This is a genomic window from Winogradskyella sp. ABM4_392 (genome assembly GCF_056160445.1).
In genome coordinates this window covers 259,763-275,500 of the sequence record NZ_JBSWXE010000002.1, presented here as the reverse complement: position 1 = coordinate 275,500, position 15,738 = coordinate 259,763, and the positions used below count along the sequence as shown (strand labels likewise).

Genomic DNA, 15,738 nt, shown 5'->3' with positions numbered 1-15,738 from the left:
ATGTATGCGATATTTGTCCCTTATTCTAATAGCTTTTTGTGTTCAAATTAATTTTGCTCAAGAGGCAACTCCTAATCCATTATTAACCAAAGATGCTGCTCAACAACAAAAATGGGTAGATAGTATATACAATGCTATGACCTTAAAAGAGCGTGTAGGACAGCTTTTTATGGTTCAGGTATTTTCAAAAAATAATGAGAAGGTTAATAATAAAATTGTCGATTTAATAAAAGACGAACACATTGGAGGTGTTATCTATTCTAATGGAGGACCATACCGTCAAGCTAAATTAAATAACCTTTTACAAGCAACATCTAAAGTACCTTTATTGGTTGGTATGGATGCAGAATGGGGTTTGAGTATGCGTTTAGACTCTACGTATGCGTTTCCGTGGAATATGACGCTAGGTGCAATAGAAGATGATAGTTTGGTAGAGCAAACCGGAAGACAAATCGGTGAGCACTGCAAACGTTTGGGAGTACACTTTAATTTTGCACCAGTTGTGGATATCAATACCAATCCTAAAAACCCAATCATTGGTAATCGTTCTTTTGGTGAAGATAGAGATAATGTTACAGCCAAAGGATTAGCATTTATGAATGGTATGCAAAGTGCTGGAGTTTTAGCTAATGCCAAACATTTCCCAGGGCATGGTGATACCGAAGATGATTCACATAAAACCTTACCTACGGTTTCGTTTAGTGAAAAACGAATAGATTCTATAGAACTGTATCCTTATAGAAAGCTCATAAGCGAAGGTTTATCTAGTGTTATGGTTGCTCACCTTAATGTACCTAGCTTAGAAAAAAGACGAGGTTTTCCATCGTCCTTATCAAAGCATATTGTTACAGATATTCTCAAAGGTGAATTAGGTTTTAAAGGTTTAATCTTTACAGATGCCTTAACCATGAAAGGTGCCGCAGATTATGTGGAAAAAAACGTTGATGGTATTACGACTAGTGTATTTTCAAAAGGTGGCGAAATTGATTTAATGGCATTTTTGGCTGGAAATGACGTTTTGCTAATGTCTGAAAATCCTGAGAAAGGCATCGAAAGGATAATGGAAGCTTATGAGGATAAGAAAATAACCGAAGAGCGATTGGCACATTCCGTTAAGAAAATCCTCATGGCAAAGTACAAGGTTGGTTTGCACAACTATTCTCCAATTGGTTTATATGGTTTAGGAAACGACTTAAACAGAGTTAAGGATGATGTACTCTATGAAAGCTTAATGGAGAATGCTATTACTGTGGTAAAGAATAAAGATGATGTATTACCTCTTAGAAATCTGCAAACTAAAAATATAGCATATGTTGAATTAGGTGATGTTAGTGGATCTACCTTTTATAACGAATTAAAAAAGTACACTAAAGTACATCATATAAAGGGAGAAAAATTAGACGAAATTATAACCAAACTACAGAATTATAATACTGTGGTAGTTGGTTTTCATAAATCTAATGATAATCCATGGAAAGATTATGAATTCTCACAAAAAGAGTTAGCATGGCTATACGAAATTGCTAGAAGCACTACTGTAATTCTAGATGTTTTTGCCAGACCTTATGCGTTAAACGATTTACGCTCTGTAGAGAATATTGAAGCTATTGTAATGAGTTATCAGAATAGTGCTATTGCACAGCAAAAATCGGCTCAGCTTATTTTTGGAGGAATAGATGCAAAAGGAAAATTACCTGTAAGTACTGGTGAGTTCTTTCCAGTAGGTACAGGCTTGAGTTATAATGCGCTATCAAATCTTAGTTATGGTTTACCAGAGCGTGTTGGTATGGATTCTAAGCTTTTAAGCAGAATAGATTCTGTAGCCAATCATGCTGTTAACAATAGAATGACGCCTGGTATTCAACTATTGGTAGCCAGACGAGGAAAAGTTATTTACAATAAGAATTTTGGATATCATACCTATTCAAAAAAGAACAAGGTAGACTTTGATGATATTTACGACGTAGCATCATTAACAAAAATTATTGCGACACTTCCTGTTCTTATGGAATTAGAGCAACAAGGCTCAGTATCATTAGATTCAAAGCTAGGAGATTTACTTCCAGAGTATAAAAAGTCAAATAAAAAGAACATTACTTTAAAACGAATGTTATCGCACTATGCGCAGTTAAAACCCTGGATTCCTTTTTATTATGCAACATTAGATACTGTTACTAAAAAGCCAGATCCTAAATATTACAGAACAAAACGTTCTAAGGATTTTAATATAGAGGTTACCAACACACTTTTTATGCGCAACGATTACAAGGACTCTATACAAGAAATTATAAAGGAGAGCGATTTACTTTCAAGGTTGCGTTATCGTTATAGCGATTTGCCATATTATATCCTTAAAAATTATCTGGAAGGCTTCTATGATAAATCTTTGCACGAAATCACTCAAGATCGTTTCTACAAGTCATTAGGTGCAAATTATACCACATACAACCCAAGAAAAACGTTTAGTCTAAAAGACATTGTACCAACTGAAGTAGATAACTATTACAGATATAAAAAAGTTCATGGTTATGTGCACGACATGGGAGCAGCTATGCAAGGTGGTATTGGTGGACATGCTGGTGTTTTTAGTAATGCCAATGATGTTGCTAAGATTATGCAAATGTATTTGCAGAAAGGCTTTTATGGTGGTAAGCGCTACTTTAAATCCGAAACTATAGATAAGTTTAATACTTGTTATTACTGTGAAAGTGACAACAGGAGAGGCATAGGTTTCGATAAACCACAATTAGGAGAAGAAGGGCCAACCTGTGGATGTATTTCTATGACAAGTTTTGGACATTCAGGTTTTACAGGTACTTATGCATGGGCAGATCCTGAAGAAGAAATTGTATATGTGTTTTTAGCTAACAGAACATATCCTGAGGCTGGTAAGAATTTGTTACTTAGAGAAAACATCAGAACAGAAATTCAAAGACTCATCTACGAAGCGATTATAGACTAGTAGCATACGTTAAAAAGTGCTAAAAGTTTCTGTGTACTACTTCAAATCCGCTAACTTTAACACGTGTTATTAAGTTGTAAGGTTTTAAATAGATCCAAGACTTTATACATATCAGCTTTAATTATTCAATAGAAATAAATGAAAATAGGAATTGTTTGTTACCCAACATTTGGTGGTAGTGGTGTAGTAGCTACAGAATTAGGTTTAGAACTCTCTAAACGAGGTCACGAAATTCACTTTATAACCTATAGTCAACCAGTACGTTTAGAGTTGTTGAGTAACAATGTTCATTTTCACGAAGTACATGTTCCTGAATACCCTTTATTTCATTATCAACCTTATGAGTTGGCATTGTCTAGTAAGTTGGTAGACATGGTGCAGCTTTATGGTATAGAGTTGTTACATGTGCATTATGCAATACCACATGCTTATGCTGCATATATGGCACAGCAAATGCTTTTAGATAAAGGTATTCTTGTACCAATTGTTACAACATTACATGGTACTGATATTACGCTGGTTGGCAGTCATCCGTTTTATAAGCCAGCAGTAACCTTTAGTATTAATAAATCTGATGCCGTTACTTCGGTTTCTGAAAGTTTAAAGAAGGATACCATGCGTCTTTTTGATATTAAAAAAGACATTCATGTGGTGCCAAATTTTATTGATTTAGATAAACATCTCAATAATTTTACGGATTGTCAACGCGCTATGATGGCAGAAGATAATGAGTTTATCATTACGCATATTAGTAATATGCGTGAAGTAAAGCAAATACCAGATGTGATTAAGGTTTTTTATAATATTCAGAAAGAATTTCCTGCTAAGTTAATGATGGTAGGTGAAGGACCAGAGAAAGAAACCGCTGAAATTTTAGTTGAAGAATTGGGTATTAGTGATAAGGTTATTTTCTTCGGAAACAGTAACGAAATAGACCGTATCCTATGTTTTAGTGATTTGTTTTTGCTACCATCGCAAACTGAAAGTTTTGGTTTAGCAGCTTTAGAAGCTATGGCAAGTGGTGTGCCAGTAATATCAACAAATACAGGTGGATTGCCAGAAGTAAATATTGATGGATATTCAGGCTATCTAAGTGATGTTAATGCTGTTGCAGATATGTCAGCCAACGCTATTAAAATACTTAAGAATTCAGAGACGTTAAAGACATTTAAAGCTAATGCCAAAGCACAGTCTAAGAAGTTTGATATTCATGCTATTGTGCCACAATACGAAGCCATCTACGAAGAAACTTTAGATAAATTTTTGGTTGTTAAATAACGGGATTAGATTCTGAAACGAGTTCAGAATGACAAATTAGAGAAGTATTCATTTTAATTGGACCAAACGGCATAGCGTTCTCTGCGTAACTCTAGAGCGATTTCTTTTTCTGCAATAAGGGCTTCTTTTCGTGTTAAAAAAGGATCTATATGATTGTAAAGACTTGGCCTAAGATACAAGCCATATTTTTCTACAATATTAGACGATAATTTATGTCCTTTTTTATTTCTATGGCCTGTTTTGTGTTGCTCAAAGCGTTCTTTAGGACTTTTACTCGTCATACCAACATACAAACACTCCAAAACACCGTTATACTGTGGGTTTGCATTTCTAAACTTTGTGTTTTCAGTATAAACACGTTTAGAAAGTTCTACAACATAAATGCGATATAGCGTTTTTGGCATGTTTAAAATGGAAAATTTATGGTTGACGGAGAATTTTTTCCATTTTTCTACCTTTTGCTAACTCATCTACGAGTTTGTCTAAATACCTACATTGTTGGGTGGTAGTATTGGTAATATCCTCAACTCTATAACCACAAATGACACCTTTTATTAGATGTGAATTTTCATTAAGATTGGCATTTTCAAAAAAGTCTTTAAAATTAACTTTCTGCTCAATGAGTTCATTGAGTTTGTTTTCATTATAGCCAGTAAGCCATTCAATAACTTCGTGTAATTCTTCTTTGGTTCTGCCTTTCTTTTCAACTTTGGTAATGTAGTGTGGATACACTGATGCAAAACTCATGTTAGCGATACGTTCATCGTGATGGCTGGTGTCAGATTTACTCATTTTATTCTGTTTTTTAGAAGGAAAGTAGTTTTTTGGGAGTTGCGCTTATCGGTCTCGTGTATGAGTAGTAGCGTGGTTTAGCAGTTAACTTTGCAAGTACACACCAAACTGAAAATCCGCGAGGATTTTCAGAAGTAAGCGAGAACAAGCAATTACTTATAGCCATTGTTGTGCGTTCGTACCTTTTTTACTATTAAGTTCATTACATTTTAATTCAAGTCTATTCAATTCATTTTTTCATTTCTTTAAAGTATTCTCGATAATTATTAAGTTATTAAACTTAATACAGAGCATACTAAATATTTCTTTACCTATAACTTTTGAAATATTATTCTTTTCATCTGAATTCACAGAATAATGGCTCCATTCTCTATTATCCATAAATGTTGAAACTTTAAGCGTAGAGCTATCCTTTTCATTAATCTTAAAATCAATTTTATTCTTATGGCAAAGTTCTATTATAGCTTCATATTTGTCAATCCCTTGAGAAAGCAAACTATTAATTTCAGACATCAATCTTCTTCTTTCAATAACACTACCCATATTCCCTTCTAAATCATTAGAATCAAAAAAGGAATCAACAAATTCTTTTCTATCTAGCAAATTCATAAATTAATTTATTTTATTTAATATTTTTCCTTATTAATTTACGCACCATTTTTAAAATAAACTCCTTTTTTTTAGTTAGCTGGTTAGTATGACGCACAACGTTAAGATATAGTTCCGTTTCAATGAACTATATCGATTGATAAGCGAAGTTAGCTTTTTAATTTTTGAAAATCAATGGCTTACAGTTATTACTTTCAGTATATTATTAACATAAATACATGGCTCTTAGCTGAGTTCAGCGTTATAAAACCTACATTTTACGACTCTTAATCATTTAACATCATTTCCAGTCCATCTTTTAAAAGTAGTTTGAAATATTCTCCGTGTTCAATTTTCACACTTACGACTTCAGCGTTTTTTGATTTGAGGAATGCTATTTCCTTTTCTGTTAGTTTGCCAACGCTTTGGTCGATTTCGCTATAAAAGAAAATGAGGTTAGAAAGATCTACATCTTTTAGTAGTTCAGTATATTTAATGTCTCTATTCATTGCTGCGGCAATTTTTCGCATATTAACTGTATATACATTGTCAGATTTTTCCCCAATTATTGGCGTAATTGCGTCTTCTTCAAAATTAGCGTCATATCCTTTAGAATAAGCTGTACTGACTTCTTTAGTCATATCAAGTCTGCCACACATTAATAAATATCCGTCTGCAATATTGTTGTAATCAGCAAGATATTGTAAACCGACCAAAGAGCCATAAGAGCCACCGACAACATATACTTTTTTATCTTCTGATTTAAAATAGTTAATGAGTTCGTAAAGTGTTTTTACCGTCTTTATATTATAATTTTGTGCCTGTTCCCACGAAATTTCTTCCTTTTCAGTTTCTTCTGGATGTAGTGTTTGCGATTCACGCATATTTATCAAAAAATAGTTGCTTTCATCCAGTCCGCCTAGAATGGTAAATGTATATTCAAAAATATACGTTGCAAGATCATTTTCAGGTCCACCATCTATGTTTATGATTACAGTATCACTGTCAGGATTTCCAAATGAATAGCCTGACTTCGATAATGATTCAGGTATGTTTTCATATAAAATTCTTATGTCTTCATTTTTAAGCGTGCTTTTAACAACCAATGCCTTGTATTCTCCATTTTCATCAACAAACATGCGAGGTATTAATTTTCTTTCCATTATTAGTGGTAACACTTCTTTAAAGGCTACTTGTGTTCCATCCTCATAATAAACGGGTTCAAAATCTGCTGGTGGTTCTTTTTTTATCAGTTCTTGCATCGGAAGTAAACTTAAGCTATCAGAAATGAATGTGTATTCTTGGCCTTGCGCGAAAATACTTGTAAACAAACTTGCAATTAGGATTAGTTTTTTCATTATATCTTGGTATTTATGGTTGGTTTATGTTTTATAACAGTTAGAAAAGGTCAGTTAATAATTGACTTTATCAGATGAAACTGAAATAATTTCAGTACACGTAAGCAATTTAGTTTTTAATTTCTGAAAATCAATGGCTTACGGTTAATACTTTCAATATATTATTAACACAACCAAGGATTCCTTATTTTTAGCCTATGAAGACTTTAGAGAATCTAACAGCTGCTTTTTCGTCCTTTGCTTGGGGTTTGCCATTGCTTATTCTATTGGTTGGTGGTGGATTGTATTTATTAATCCGTTCTCAATTCTTACCATTTCGGTATTTGGGCCATGCTATTGCTGTGTTACGAGGTAAGTACGATAATCCTAATGATTCTGGTGAAATCTCTCACTTTAAGGCTTTAACCACAGCCTTGTCTTCAACTATTGGCATGGGCAACATTGCAGGTGTAGCTTTAGCAATTTCGGTTGGTGGACCAGGTGCTATGTTTTGGATGTGGGTAAGTGCTATTGTGGGCATGAGTACCAAATACTTTACATCAACATTGGCGATTTTATACAGAGGTAAAGACAGTAATGGAAATATACAAGGTGGACCAATGTACTTTATTACAGAAGGTCTTGGTAAAAACTGGAAATTCTTAGCAGTTTTATTTAGTGTGTTTGGAATGTTGGGTGCTTTGCCTGTGGTGAATGTTAATCAGTTAAAACAAGCTATTAATGATATTATATTAAGACCCAATGGAGTAGAAGTGTCTTTTGGTAGTAATCTTATTATTGCTATTATTTTGGTCATCGTCACAAGTTTTGTAATTCTTGGTGGTATTCAACGCATTAGTCGTTGGGCTTCTAAAATGGTACCAGCTATGGTAGTGCTGTACTTTGTGTTGGTATTGATTATTCTAGGTGTTTACATAGAAGAAGTACCAAAATATTTATCCTTGATTGTTAGAGATGCTTTTACAGCGGATTATTTTCCTGAAGATAAGCCGTTTTTAGGAGGTGTTTTAGGAGCGTTGATTTTGCATGGTATAAAGCGTGGAGCATTTTCTAATGAGGCTGGTTTGGGTACAGCACCAATGGCACATGGAGCTGCGAAAACGGACGAGCCTGTAAGAGAAGGCTTGGTCGCAATGCTTGGTCCTGTTATAGATACGCTAATTGTATGTACGCTCACAGCTTTAGCGATTTTGGTTACAGGTGTTTGGCAAACTACAACGGATAATGGTGTGAGTCTTACAGCTTCTGCCTTTGAGCAAGCCTTACCGTATGGTCAGTATTTATTAATGGTTTGCGTGTTTTTCTTTAGTGTATCGTCGTTGTTTAGCTACTCGTATTATGGTACTAAATGTTTATCGTTTTTAATAGGTGCAGACAAAAAGCATTATTACAACTATTTCTATATCCTGAGTATTATTCTAGCTGCAACTACGTCTTTTGATGCCATGATTAACTTTATTGATGGTGTGTTTGCATTTATGGCATTTCCAACAATGATAGCCACAATTCTATTGGCACCAAAAGTGCTTAAGGAATCTAAACGCTACTTTACGAGTTTAAAGAAGACTAAGAATTAGCAATGGAAGATTTAAATTGAGCAGGAGTCATCATTTCCATTTTTTTGAATTGCCTGTTGAAGTAACTCGTATTATTAAAACCAGATTTAAAAGCGATTTCAGACATTCTCACATCTTTAGATTCTTTAATCAATTTCTTTGCGAATTTAATTTTTTCAGAATTGATGTAGTCAATAGGAGACACACCAAGCGTGTTTTTAAATTGCTTATGAAAGTGTGAAGTGCTCATATAAGCTTTTTTTGCTAGCTGATCTACACTGATGTCCTTATTGGTAAGATTGTCTTTAATGAATTTTATGACTGTACCAATACGAGTATCATTAAAGATATTATTGGTGTCATTAATTATTAATGATTTCGCTTTCGTTTGAAGCAATCTCACAATTAATTCTTGAATCATCAAATCTAGCAAGACATCTTTAGACTTATTGTTGTTGGTGAAAGTATAAGTGAGGCGCTCAATAAGATGATTTACATCAGTATTATTGATAAGATGCGACGCTGTATGATCTAAATCCCAATTGTTGTTTTCGTTTTCAATTGCTACATTTTGATTGAATTTCTCTACAACTTCTTCAATCTTAAAAGCATCAATCCCTAAAGCCAAACATTGTGTTGGCTGTTCTTCAGTAGCAAGCGGAAAGTCAATAACCATTTCTTTATTAGTTGGCATTACAACAGATTCGCCTGGAAAAAAATCAAAAGCTTTAAAGCCATCAATATGCATTACTTTTTTGCCAGTTAGCATACTAGCAATGATTGGAAACCCAAAAGTAAGTGCAACTTTTTCAGCATATGCATGGGTTTCATAAATGTTCAATTCAGCGTATTCAGCATTATATGTCGTTCTGTTCTCAACTAAAGTCGTGAGTTTTCTGTTGCTTTTGTGTTGATTTAATAATGATGTCATACTCAATAATACAAAAATTAAATGCTAAAACGCCTAAAAAAGAGATATGTTCAAAAGTATGATAAATACGTTCAATTATTTCAGAATATGACAAAATAACTTAGCGAAAAGTAAAAAATAGTCAATTTTTTGGCTGAAAAAATCAAAAACTAATAAATAATCTAAATTTAAGATGAGTTATTCTAAACCACAATTTAAAGCATCCTATGACAATTTTATCAACGGTAAATTTGTTGCACCAGTAGGAGGAGAGTATTTTAAAAATACCTCACCAATAGACAAATCACTAATTGCAAAATATCCAAGATCTCAAAAAGAAGACGTAGAATTGGCACTAGATGCTGCTAATGCTGCAAAAGAATCCTGGGGAAATACTTCGGCAACAGAACGTGCAAACCTACTTAATAAAGTAGCAGATATTATTGAAGCCAATTTAGAAGAATTCGCTTTGGTTGAAACCTGTGATAATGGTAAGCCGATTAGAGAAACATTAAATGCAGACATCCCTTTATGTGTAGATCATTGGAGATACTTTGCATCTTGTATTAGAGCAGAAGAAGGTAGCGCTACAGAATTAGATGCCAATACCTTATCTATGAATATTAAAGAACCACTTGGTGTGGTTGGGCAAATTATTCCATGGAATTTTCCATTATTGATGTTGTCCTGGAAATTACCACCAGCATTAGCAACAGGAAACTGCGTGGTGTTAAAACCAGCTGAGCAAACACCATCATCAGCGACTTTACTAATGGAAAAAATAGCAGATGTTTTTCCTCCAGGAGTTGTAAATGTAGTTCACGGATTTGGACCAGAAGCAGGAAAGCCTTTAGCATCAAGTTCTCGTGTAGATAAAGTTGCCTTTACAGGTGAAACTACAACAGGACAATTAATTATGCAGTATGCGTCAAAAAACCTTAATCCTGTAACTATGGAATTGGGTGGTAAGTCGCCAAATATTTTCTTTAATTCTGTTATGGATGAAGACGATGCGTTCTTAGACAAAGCCATTGAAGGAGCTGTATTATTTGCGTTTAATCAAGGTGAAGTTTGTACATGTCCATCTCGTATTTTGGTACAAGAGGATATTTACGATAAGTTTATGGAGCGTGTTATAGAGCGTACTAAAGCTATTGTACAAAACAGTCCTTATGATACGAGTTGTATGGTAGGTGCGCAAGCATCTAATGACCAATACGAAAAAATTCAGTCCTACATTAAAATAGGTAAGGATGAAGGAGCTAAAGTGCTTTGTGGTGGAGATGCTAATAAAGAAGGAGATTTGGCAAACGGATTCTTTATTCAACCTACAATTTTAGAAGGTCATAATAAAATGCGAGTATTCCAAGAAGAGATTTTTGGACCAGTAGTCTGTGTCACCAAATTTAAAGATGAAGCAGAAGCATTAGAGATTGCTAACGATACACTTTATGGACTTGGAGCAGGTGTGTGGACGAGAGATGCACACCAATTATATCAAATTCCGAGAGCAATAAAAGCAGGTCGTGTTTGGGTAAATTGTTATCACGCTTATCCTGCACATGCACCATTTGGTGGATATAAAAAATCTGGATTCGGTAGAGAAAATCATCAAATGATGATGAGCCATTATAGACAAACAAAAAATATGTTAATCTCTTACGATAAGAACAAGTTAGGATTCTTTTAGAAATATTTGATTAATAGCTTTAAAGGCTGAATGGTTAGGGATTCAGCCTTTTTTTGATATTTTCATAGTATGAAACGCGTAGAGATTACAGAGAAAGCAAAAAAAGTTGTCAGGCAATTAAAGGATAAGCATGGTGAATTAATTTTTCATCAAAGTGGAGGTTGTTGTGATGGTTCTGCACCAATGATTTTTGAAAAAGATGATATGTACTTGGATGAGAGTGATATTTTTCTTGGTGAAGTAGAAGGTGTTCCTTTTTACATGAACCAAGACCAGTTTGAATATTGGAAGCATACCCATCTTACCATAGATACAACAGAAGGAAGAGGAGCGAGTTTCTCTTTAGAAATTCCATTAGGTATACGATTTATTATCCATTCCAGAATATTAACGGCAGAAGAGGATGCGTATTTTAACCCGAAATTGAGTTAACAAAAATTACTTTTATATATAAACCCTGAAAATTAGTTTTTTCAGGGTTTTGTTATTTACTTAATTATTGATTGAAATAGTTATGGATTATTCAAAATATTAATATTAAAATTTCACAATAATCAGAAAATTCAGATTTATGTTGTGTATATATTGCTAAATTAATATATTTATGCTAAATTAATATATATGAAATAAGCCATAATAATAAGATGGATACCAACCGATATGATTAAATGGCGATTCCATCTGACCGCTTAAAAACAATAAAATATAAACAGATGAAAATAGATCTTTGTCCTAACTGTGGTTCTGATAGCTATGTAAAAAGTGGAATTGTTAACGATAGACAGCGCTACAGGTGTAAATCTTGCAACTATTATTTTACGGTAAACAAGTTAGGTAAAAAGATTGATGACTACTACGTTAATAAAGCACTACAGTTGTATTTAGAAGGATTAACCTATCGTGAAATTGAACGCATTCTGGGTATTTCTCACGTCAGTATTATGAATTGGGTAAAAAAGTATAATATAAAGCGACCTTATAATTCAAAATACCATCCTACGTATAAAATTCTCAACGCAGAAGAGCTTGCTATATTCTTCTCTAATGCTAAAAACTTATCTGGAGCAGGTGCTTTAGTAACAGAGCTTGGTGATAAGTTTATGCTTATAAAATGGGAGCGTTTCCGAGATTGATATATACATAATTACCAAAAAGATATATTAACTTTTTTTTTAGAGATTGTTTTTTAGAGTTTAGTGGTGCACACAAAACCAATGTTTAACTAACTAACAACTAATCTTTATGAAAAAACTTAATTGTTTTATAGTGGTATTTACACTATGCTTTTTCTATGGATTTTCCCAGTCAGAAACCGAAACAGGTTATGGGAAAGGCTATAGAATTAATTTTGATGATGATGGTACCAAGTACATGAGATTTATATCTTGGGGACAATTCTGGGCACAGTATAATGATGATGCACCAGATGGTACTGAAAAACTTGCTTTAAGTGTAAGAAGAGCCAGAGTCCTTAGCTGGATTAAATTTAGCGACAAATTCTCAATGGTTGCTCATTTTGGTCTCAACAGTTTAAATGGCGACAATGCTGGTCCTGTTGGTAAAGATGCAAGCGCACAATTGTTCTTCCATGATTTTTGGGGAGAATATAAGGTGGCAAAGGATTTTTACATAGGTGGTGGGCTTCACTACTGGAACGGAATTTCTCGTCTTAACAACCAAAGTACCTTAAACATGCTTACCTTGGATAACAACCGATCTTCTTGGTCAACAATTGGACTTTCAGATCAGTTTGCGCGTCATATAGGTGTCTATGTAAAAGGTAAATTTGATAAACTTCAGTATAGATTTGCTTTAAATGAAGCCAATACCAATACCTTAGATAATGATGGTACACCTAGAGATGTAGGTTCTGCTACAGTATATAGAGGTAGAGAAGTTCTAGGCTCTGAAGAAGCTGGTAAAGTCATTCAAGGTTATGTAGATTATAACTTTTTAGATCAAGAATCTAATGCTTTACCATACAAAGTTGGTACTTATATGGGTAGCAAAAAAGTCTTCAACGTTGGTGTAGGATTCTTTAGTCATCCAAATGGTGTTGTATTACCAAATGGAGAGGGAGATGATGTACTTTTATTTGCTGCAGATGCCTTTTATGATGCACCAATTGGTGATAATGGCTCTGCAATAACAGCATATGCAACGTATCAAAACAATGATTATGGTGAAGATTTTTATTTAGGTCCATACGCAACGGGTAATATGATTTACGGTCATGTTGGTTATGTACTTCCTGGTGACAAAACTAAAACTAGATTTCAGCCTTATTTAGCGTATTCAAACAGAAGTATTGATGCTATAGATGATAATGCTAACCAATTTAAGCTTGGTGCCAACATCTTCTTTACTGGTCATCATTCAAAATTAAGTTTTGATTACACTAACAACAAAGTTGGTGATGCTGATGCTACAGGAGTTTTCACTGTACAAGCAATGATCTTTTTATAAAAATTACCTGATTTAACAATAACGAATAAACAATTCAAATTATGTCAGAACAACAAAAAAATGCTTCAGCATATTGGAAAGAAAATGTAAAATACCTTTCCATATTACTAGCTATATGGTTTTTAGTGTCTTATGGCTGTGGAATTTTGTTTAAAGATGCTTTAAACGAAATAAGACTTGGTGGGTTTAAACTAGGGTTCTGGTTTGCTCAACAAGGCTCTATATACGTATTTGTAATTCTCATTTTCGTATACGTGCGACTAATGAATAAACTAGATAAAAAATATGGTTATGACGAGTAGTCTTAACTAATAACCAAAAAATTAAAAATTATGAGTGTACAAACTTGGACATGGATATTAGTAGGCGTTACGTTCGCACTATATTTCGGAATTGCAATTTGGGCCAGAGCAGGCTCAACTAAAGAATTTTATGTTGCAGGTGGAGGTGTATCTCCGCTTGCAAATGGTATGGCGACAGCAGCAGACTGGATGAGTGCTGCATCGTTTATTTCAATGGCTGGTATTATTTCTTTTACAGGCTATGACGGATCGGTTTACCTTATGGGTTGGACAGGCGGTTATGTTTTACTCGCCTTATTGCTCGCACCTTACCTGAGAAAATTTGGAAAGTTTACAGTGCCAGATTTTATTGGCGATAGATACTATTCTAACACAGCAAGAACTGTAGCTGTAATATGTGCTTTATTGGTGTCATTTACATACGTTGCAGGACAAATGCGTGGTGTTGGAGTTGTATTTTCACAGTTCTTACAAGTAGATATTAACATTGGTGTTGTCATTGGTATGGCTATTGTACTTGTATTTGCCTTTTTAGGTGGAATGAAGGGTATTACCTATACGCAAGTAGCACAATATTGTGTTTTAATCTTTGCATTTATGGTGCCTGCATTCTTCATTTCTATGCAAATGACAGGAAACATTATTCCACAATTAGGAATGGGTGGAACAGTCGAAGATGGCACATTTCTACTCGATAAATTAGATGCTCTGCACACACAATTAGGATTTAAAGAATATACAGATGGAAGCAAATCTACTTGGGATGTATTTGCAATTACATTGGCCTTAATGGTTGGTACTGCTGGTCTACCTCACGTAATTGTACGTTTCTTTACAGTACCTAAAGTAAAAGATGCACGTAAGTCTGCTGGTTTAGCATTGTTATTTATAGCTATTCTTTATACAACAGCACCAGCAATTGCTGTATTTGCAAGAACAAACTTAATCGAAACGGTAAGTAATACTGAATATACTCAGGTGCCAGATTGGTTTAAAAACTGGGAGGATACAGGTTTAATAGCTTGGTCAGATAAAAATGGAGATGGTAAAATTCAGTATGTAGCAGGAAGTGCTATCGATGGTAAAAAACCAGTTTATACTGATGCACGAGGAACTTCTGGTGAGCGTATGATTTCAAATGCTAACGCAGGTGAAAATGAACTTTATGTTGATAGAGATATTATGGTATTAGCAAATCCTGAAATTGCTAAACTTCCAAATTGGGTAATTGCACTGGTTGCGGCTGGTGGATTGGCTGCTGCATTATCTACAGCTGCAGGTTTACTACTGGTAATATCTACTTCAATTTCTCACGATTTGATTAAGAAACAAATTAAACCAGACATTTCGGATAAAGGAGAATTAATGTGGGCAAGAATAGCTATTGTATTTGCTGTAGTTATCGCAGGATTAGCAGGTATTAAACCACCTGGTTTTGTCGCCGCAGTGGTCGCACTTGCCTTCGGATTGGCAGCGGCTTCATTCTTCCCAGCAATTATATTAGGAATTTTTGATAAGCGCATGAATAAACAAGGTGCCATAGCAGGTATGGTGGTTGGTATTTCTTTAATGTTGTTTTACATGATTAGATATAAAACAGGATTAATCGGAACATTCGATCCAAGACCAGCTAGCGAATGGTGGTTTGGTACTTCGCCAGAAGGTTTTGGTACCATTGCAATGCTTGTTAATGTTGTTGTATCGGTTGTAGTGTCTCGTATGACACCTGCACCACCACAACATGTACAAGAAATTGTAGAAAACATCAGAATTCCATCTGGTGCAGGTGAAGCGCATAGTCATTAATTGACAAAGTTTTATTAGTTAGTAAAAACA

General features: G+C 34.3%; 14 protein-coding genes. 9 read left to right on the top strand and 5 right to left on the bottom strand.

Features of this window, described 5'->3' with window-relative positions; genetic code table 11:
- The first annotated feature begins 4 nt into the window (after positions 1-4).
- Both ACXAFS_RS07320 and bshA read left to right on the top strand, forming a co-directional pair.
- The gene (locus ACXAFS_RS07320; protein WP_475306153.1) at positions 5-2,962 is read left to right on the top strand and encodes a glycoside hydrolase family 3 N-terminal domain-containing protein; all 2,958 of its coding nucleotides are present in this window, start codon (positions 5-7) and stop codon (positions 2,960-2,962) included.
- Positions 2,963-3,100: 138 nt separating this feature from the next.
- Positions 3,101-4,240, top strand: a complete 1,140-nt coding sequence (bshA, locus tag ACXAFS_RS07315; protein ID WP_475306152.1) for an N-acetyl-alpha-D-glucosaminyl L-malate synthase BshA — start codon at positions 3,101-3,103, stop codon at positions 4,238-4,240.
- 53 nt (positions 4,241-4,293) lie between these two features.
- Here bshA and ACXAFS_RS07310 read toward each other — a convergent pair whose 3' ends face one another.
- From ACXAFS_RS07310 to ACXAFS_RS07295, 4 genes are all read right to left on the bottom strand, one after another.
- Positions 4,294-4,644 carry a ribose-5-phosphate isomerase gene (locus tag ACXAFS_RS07310; protein ID WP_475306151.1) on the bottom strand — a complete coding sequence of 117 codons (351 nt, stop codon included), beginning with the start codon at positions 4,642-4,644 and terminating at the stop codon, positions 4,294-4,296.
- Between the two features lie 16 nt (positions 4,645-4,660).
- Positions 4,661-5,032, bottom strand: coding sequence for a DUF2200 domain-containing protein (locus ACXAFS_RS07305; RefSeq protein WP_475306150.1), 372 nt, complete (start codon positions 5,030-5,032; stop codon positions 4,661-4,663).
- Between the two features lie 237 nt (positions 5,033-5,269).
- Positions 5,270-5,641, bottom strand: a complete 372-nt coding sequence (locus ACXAFS_RS07300) for a hypothetical protein (RefSeq protein WP_475306149.1) — start codon at positions 5,639-5,641, stop codon at positions 5,270-5,272.
- Between the two features lie 266 nt (positions 5,642-5,907).
- Entirely contained in the window at positions 5,908-6,978 is a 1,071-nt protein-coding gene (locus ACXAFS_RS07295; protein WP_475306148.1) for an alpha/beta fold hydrolase, read from the bottom strand.
- Positions 6,979-7,175: 197 nt separating this feature from the next.
- Here ACXAFS_RS07295 and ACXAFS_RS07290 point away from each other — a divergent pair, with 197 nt between their 5' ends.
- On the top strand, positions 7,176-8,555 hold the full coding sequence (locus ACXAFS_RS07290) for an alanine/glycine:cation symporter family protein (protein WP_475306147.1): 1,380 nt from the start codon (positions 7,176-7,178) through the stop codon (positions 8,553-8,555).
- Here ACXAFS_RS07290 and ACXAFS_RS07285 read toward each other — a convergent pair.
- On the bottom strand, positions 8,545-9,465 hold the full coding sequence (locus ACXAFS_RS07285; protein ID WP_475306146.1) for an AraC family transcriptional regulator: 921 nt from the start codon (positions 9,463-9,465) through the stop codon (positions 8,545-8,547). The genes ACXAFS_RS07290 and ACXAFS_RS07285 overlap by 11 nt on opposite strands.
- Positions 9,466-9,637: 172 nt before the next feature.
- Here ACXAFS_RS07285 and ACXAFS_RS07280 point away from each other — a divergent pair, with 172 nt between their 5' ends.
- From ACXAFS_RS07280 to ACXAFS_RS07255, 6 genes are all read left to right on the top strand, one after another.
- Positions 9,638-11,134, top strand: coding sequence for an aldehyde dehydrogenase family protein (locus tag ACXAFS_RS07280; RefSeq protein ID WP_475306145.1), 1,497 nt, complete (start codon positions 9,638-9,640; stop codon positions 11,132-11,134).
- 69 nt (positions 11,135-11,203) lie between these two features.
- A complete protein-coding gene (locus ACXAFS_RS07275) occupies positions 11,204-11,566 on the top strand; it encodes a DUF779 domain-containing protein (protein WP_475306144.1) in 363 nt (120 codons plus the stop codon).
- A gap of 281 nt (positions 11,567-11,847) precedes the next feature.
- Complete coding sequence (locus ACXAFS_RS07270; RefSeq protein WP_475306143.1) at positions 11,848-12,267, top strand: transposase; 420 nt, start codon at positions 11,848-11,850, stop codon at positions 12,265-12,267.
- A gap of 109 nt (positions 12,268-12,376) precedes the next feature.
- Complete coding sequence (locus ACXAFS_RS07265; protein ID WP_475306142.1) at positions 12,377-13,600, top strand: hypothetical protein; 1,224 nt, start codon at positions 12,377-12,379, stop codon at positions 13,598-13,600.
- Positions 13,601-13,641: 41 nt separating this feature from the next.
- A complete protein-coding gene (locus tag ACXAFS_RS07260; protein WP_475306141.1) occupies positions 13,642-13,902 on the top strand; it encodes a DUF4212 domain-containing protein in 261 nt (86 codons plus the stop codon).
- Between the two features lie 30 nt (positions 13,903-13,932).
- Entirely contained in the window at positions 13,933-15,708 is a 1,776-nt protein-coding gene (locus ACXAFS_RS07255; protein ID WP_475306140.1) for a sodium:solute symporter family protein, read from the top strand.
- Positions 15,709-15,738 lie beyond the last annotated feature (30 nt).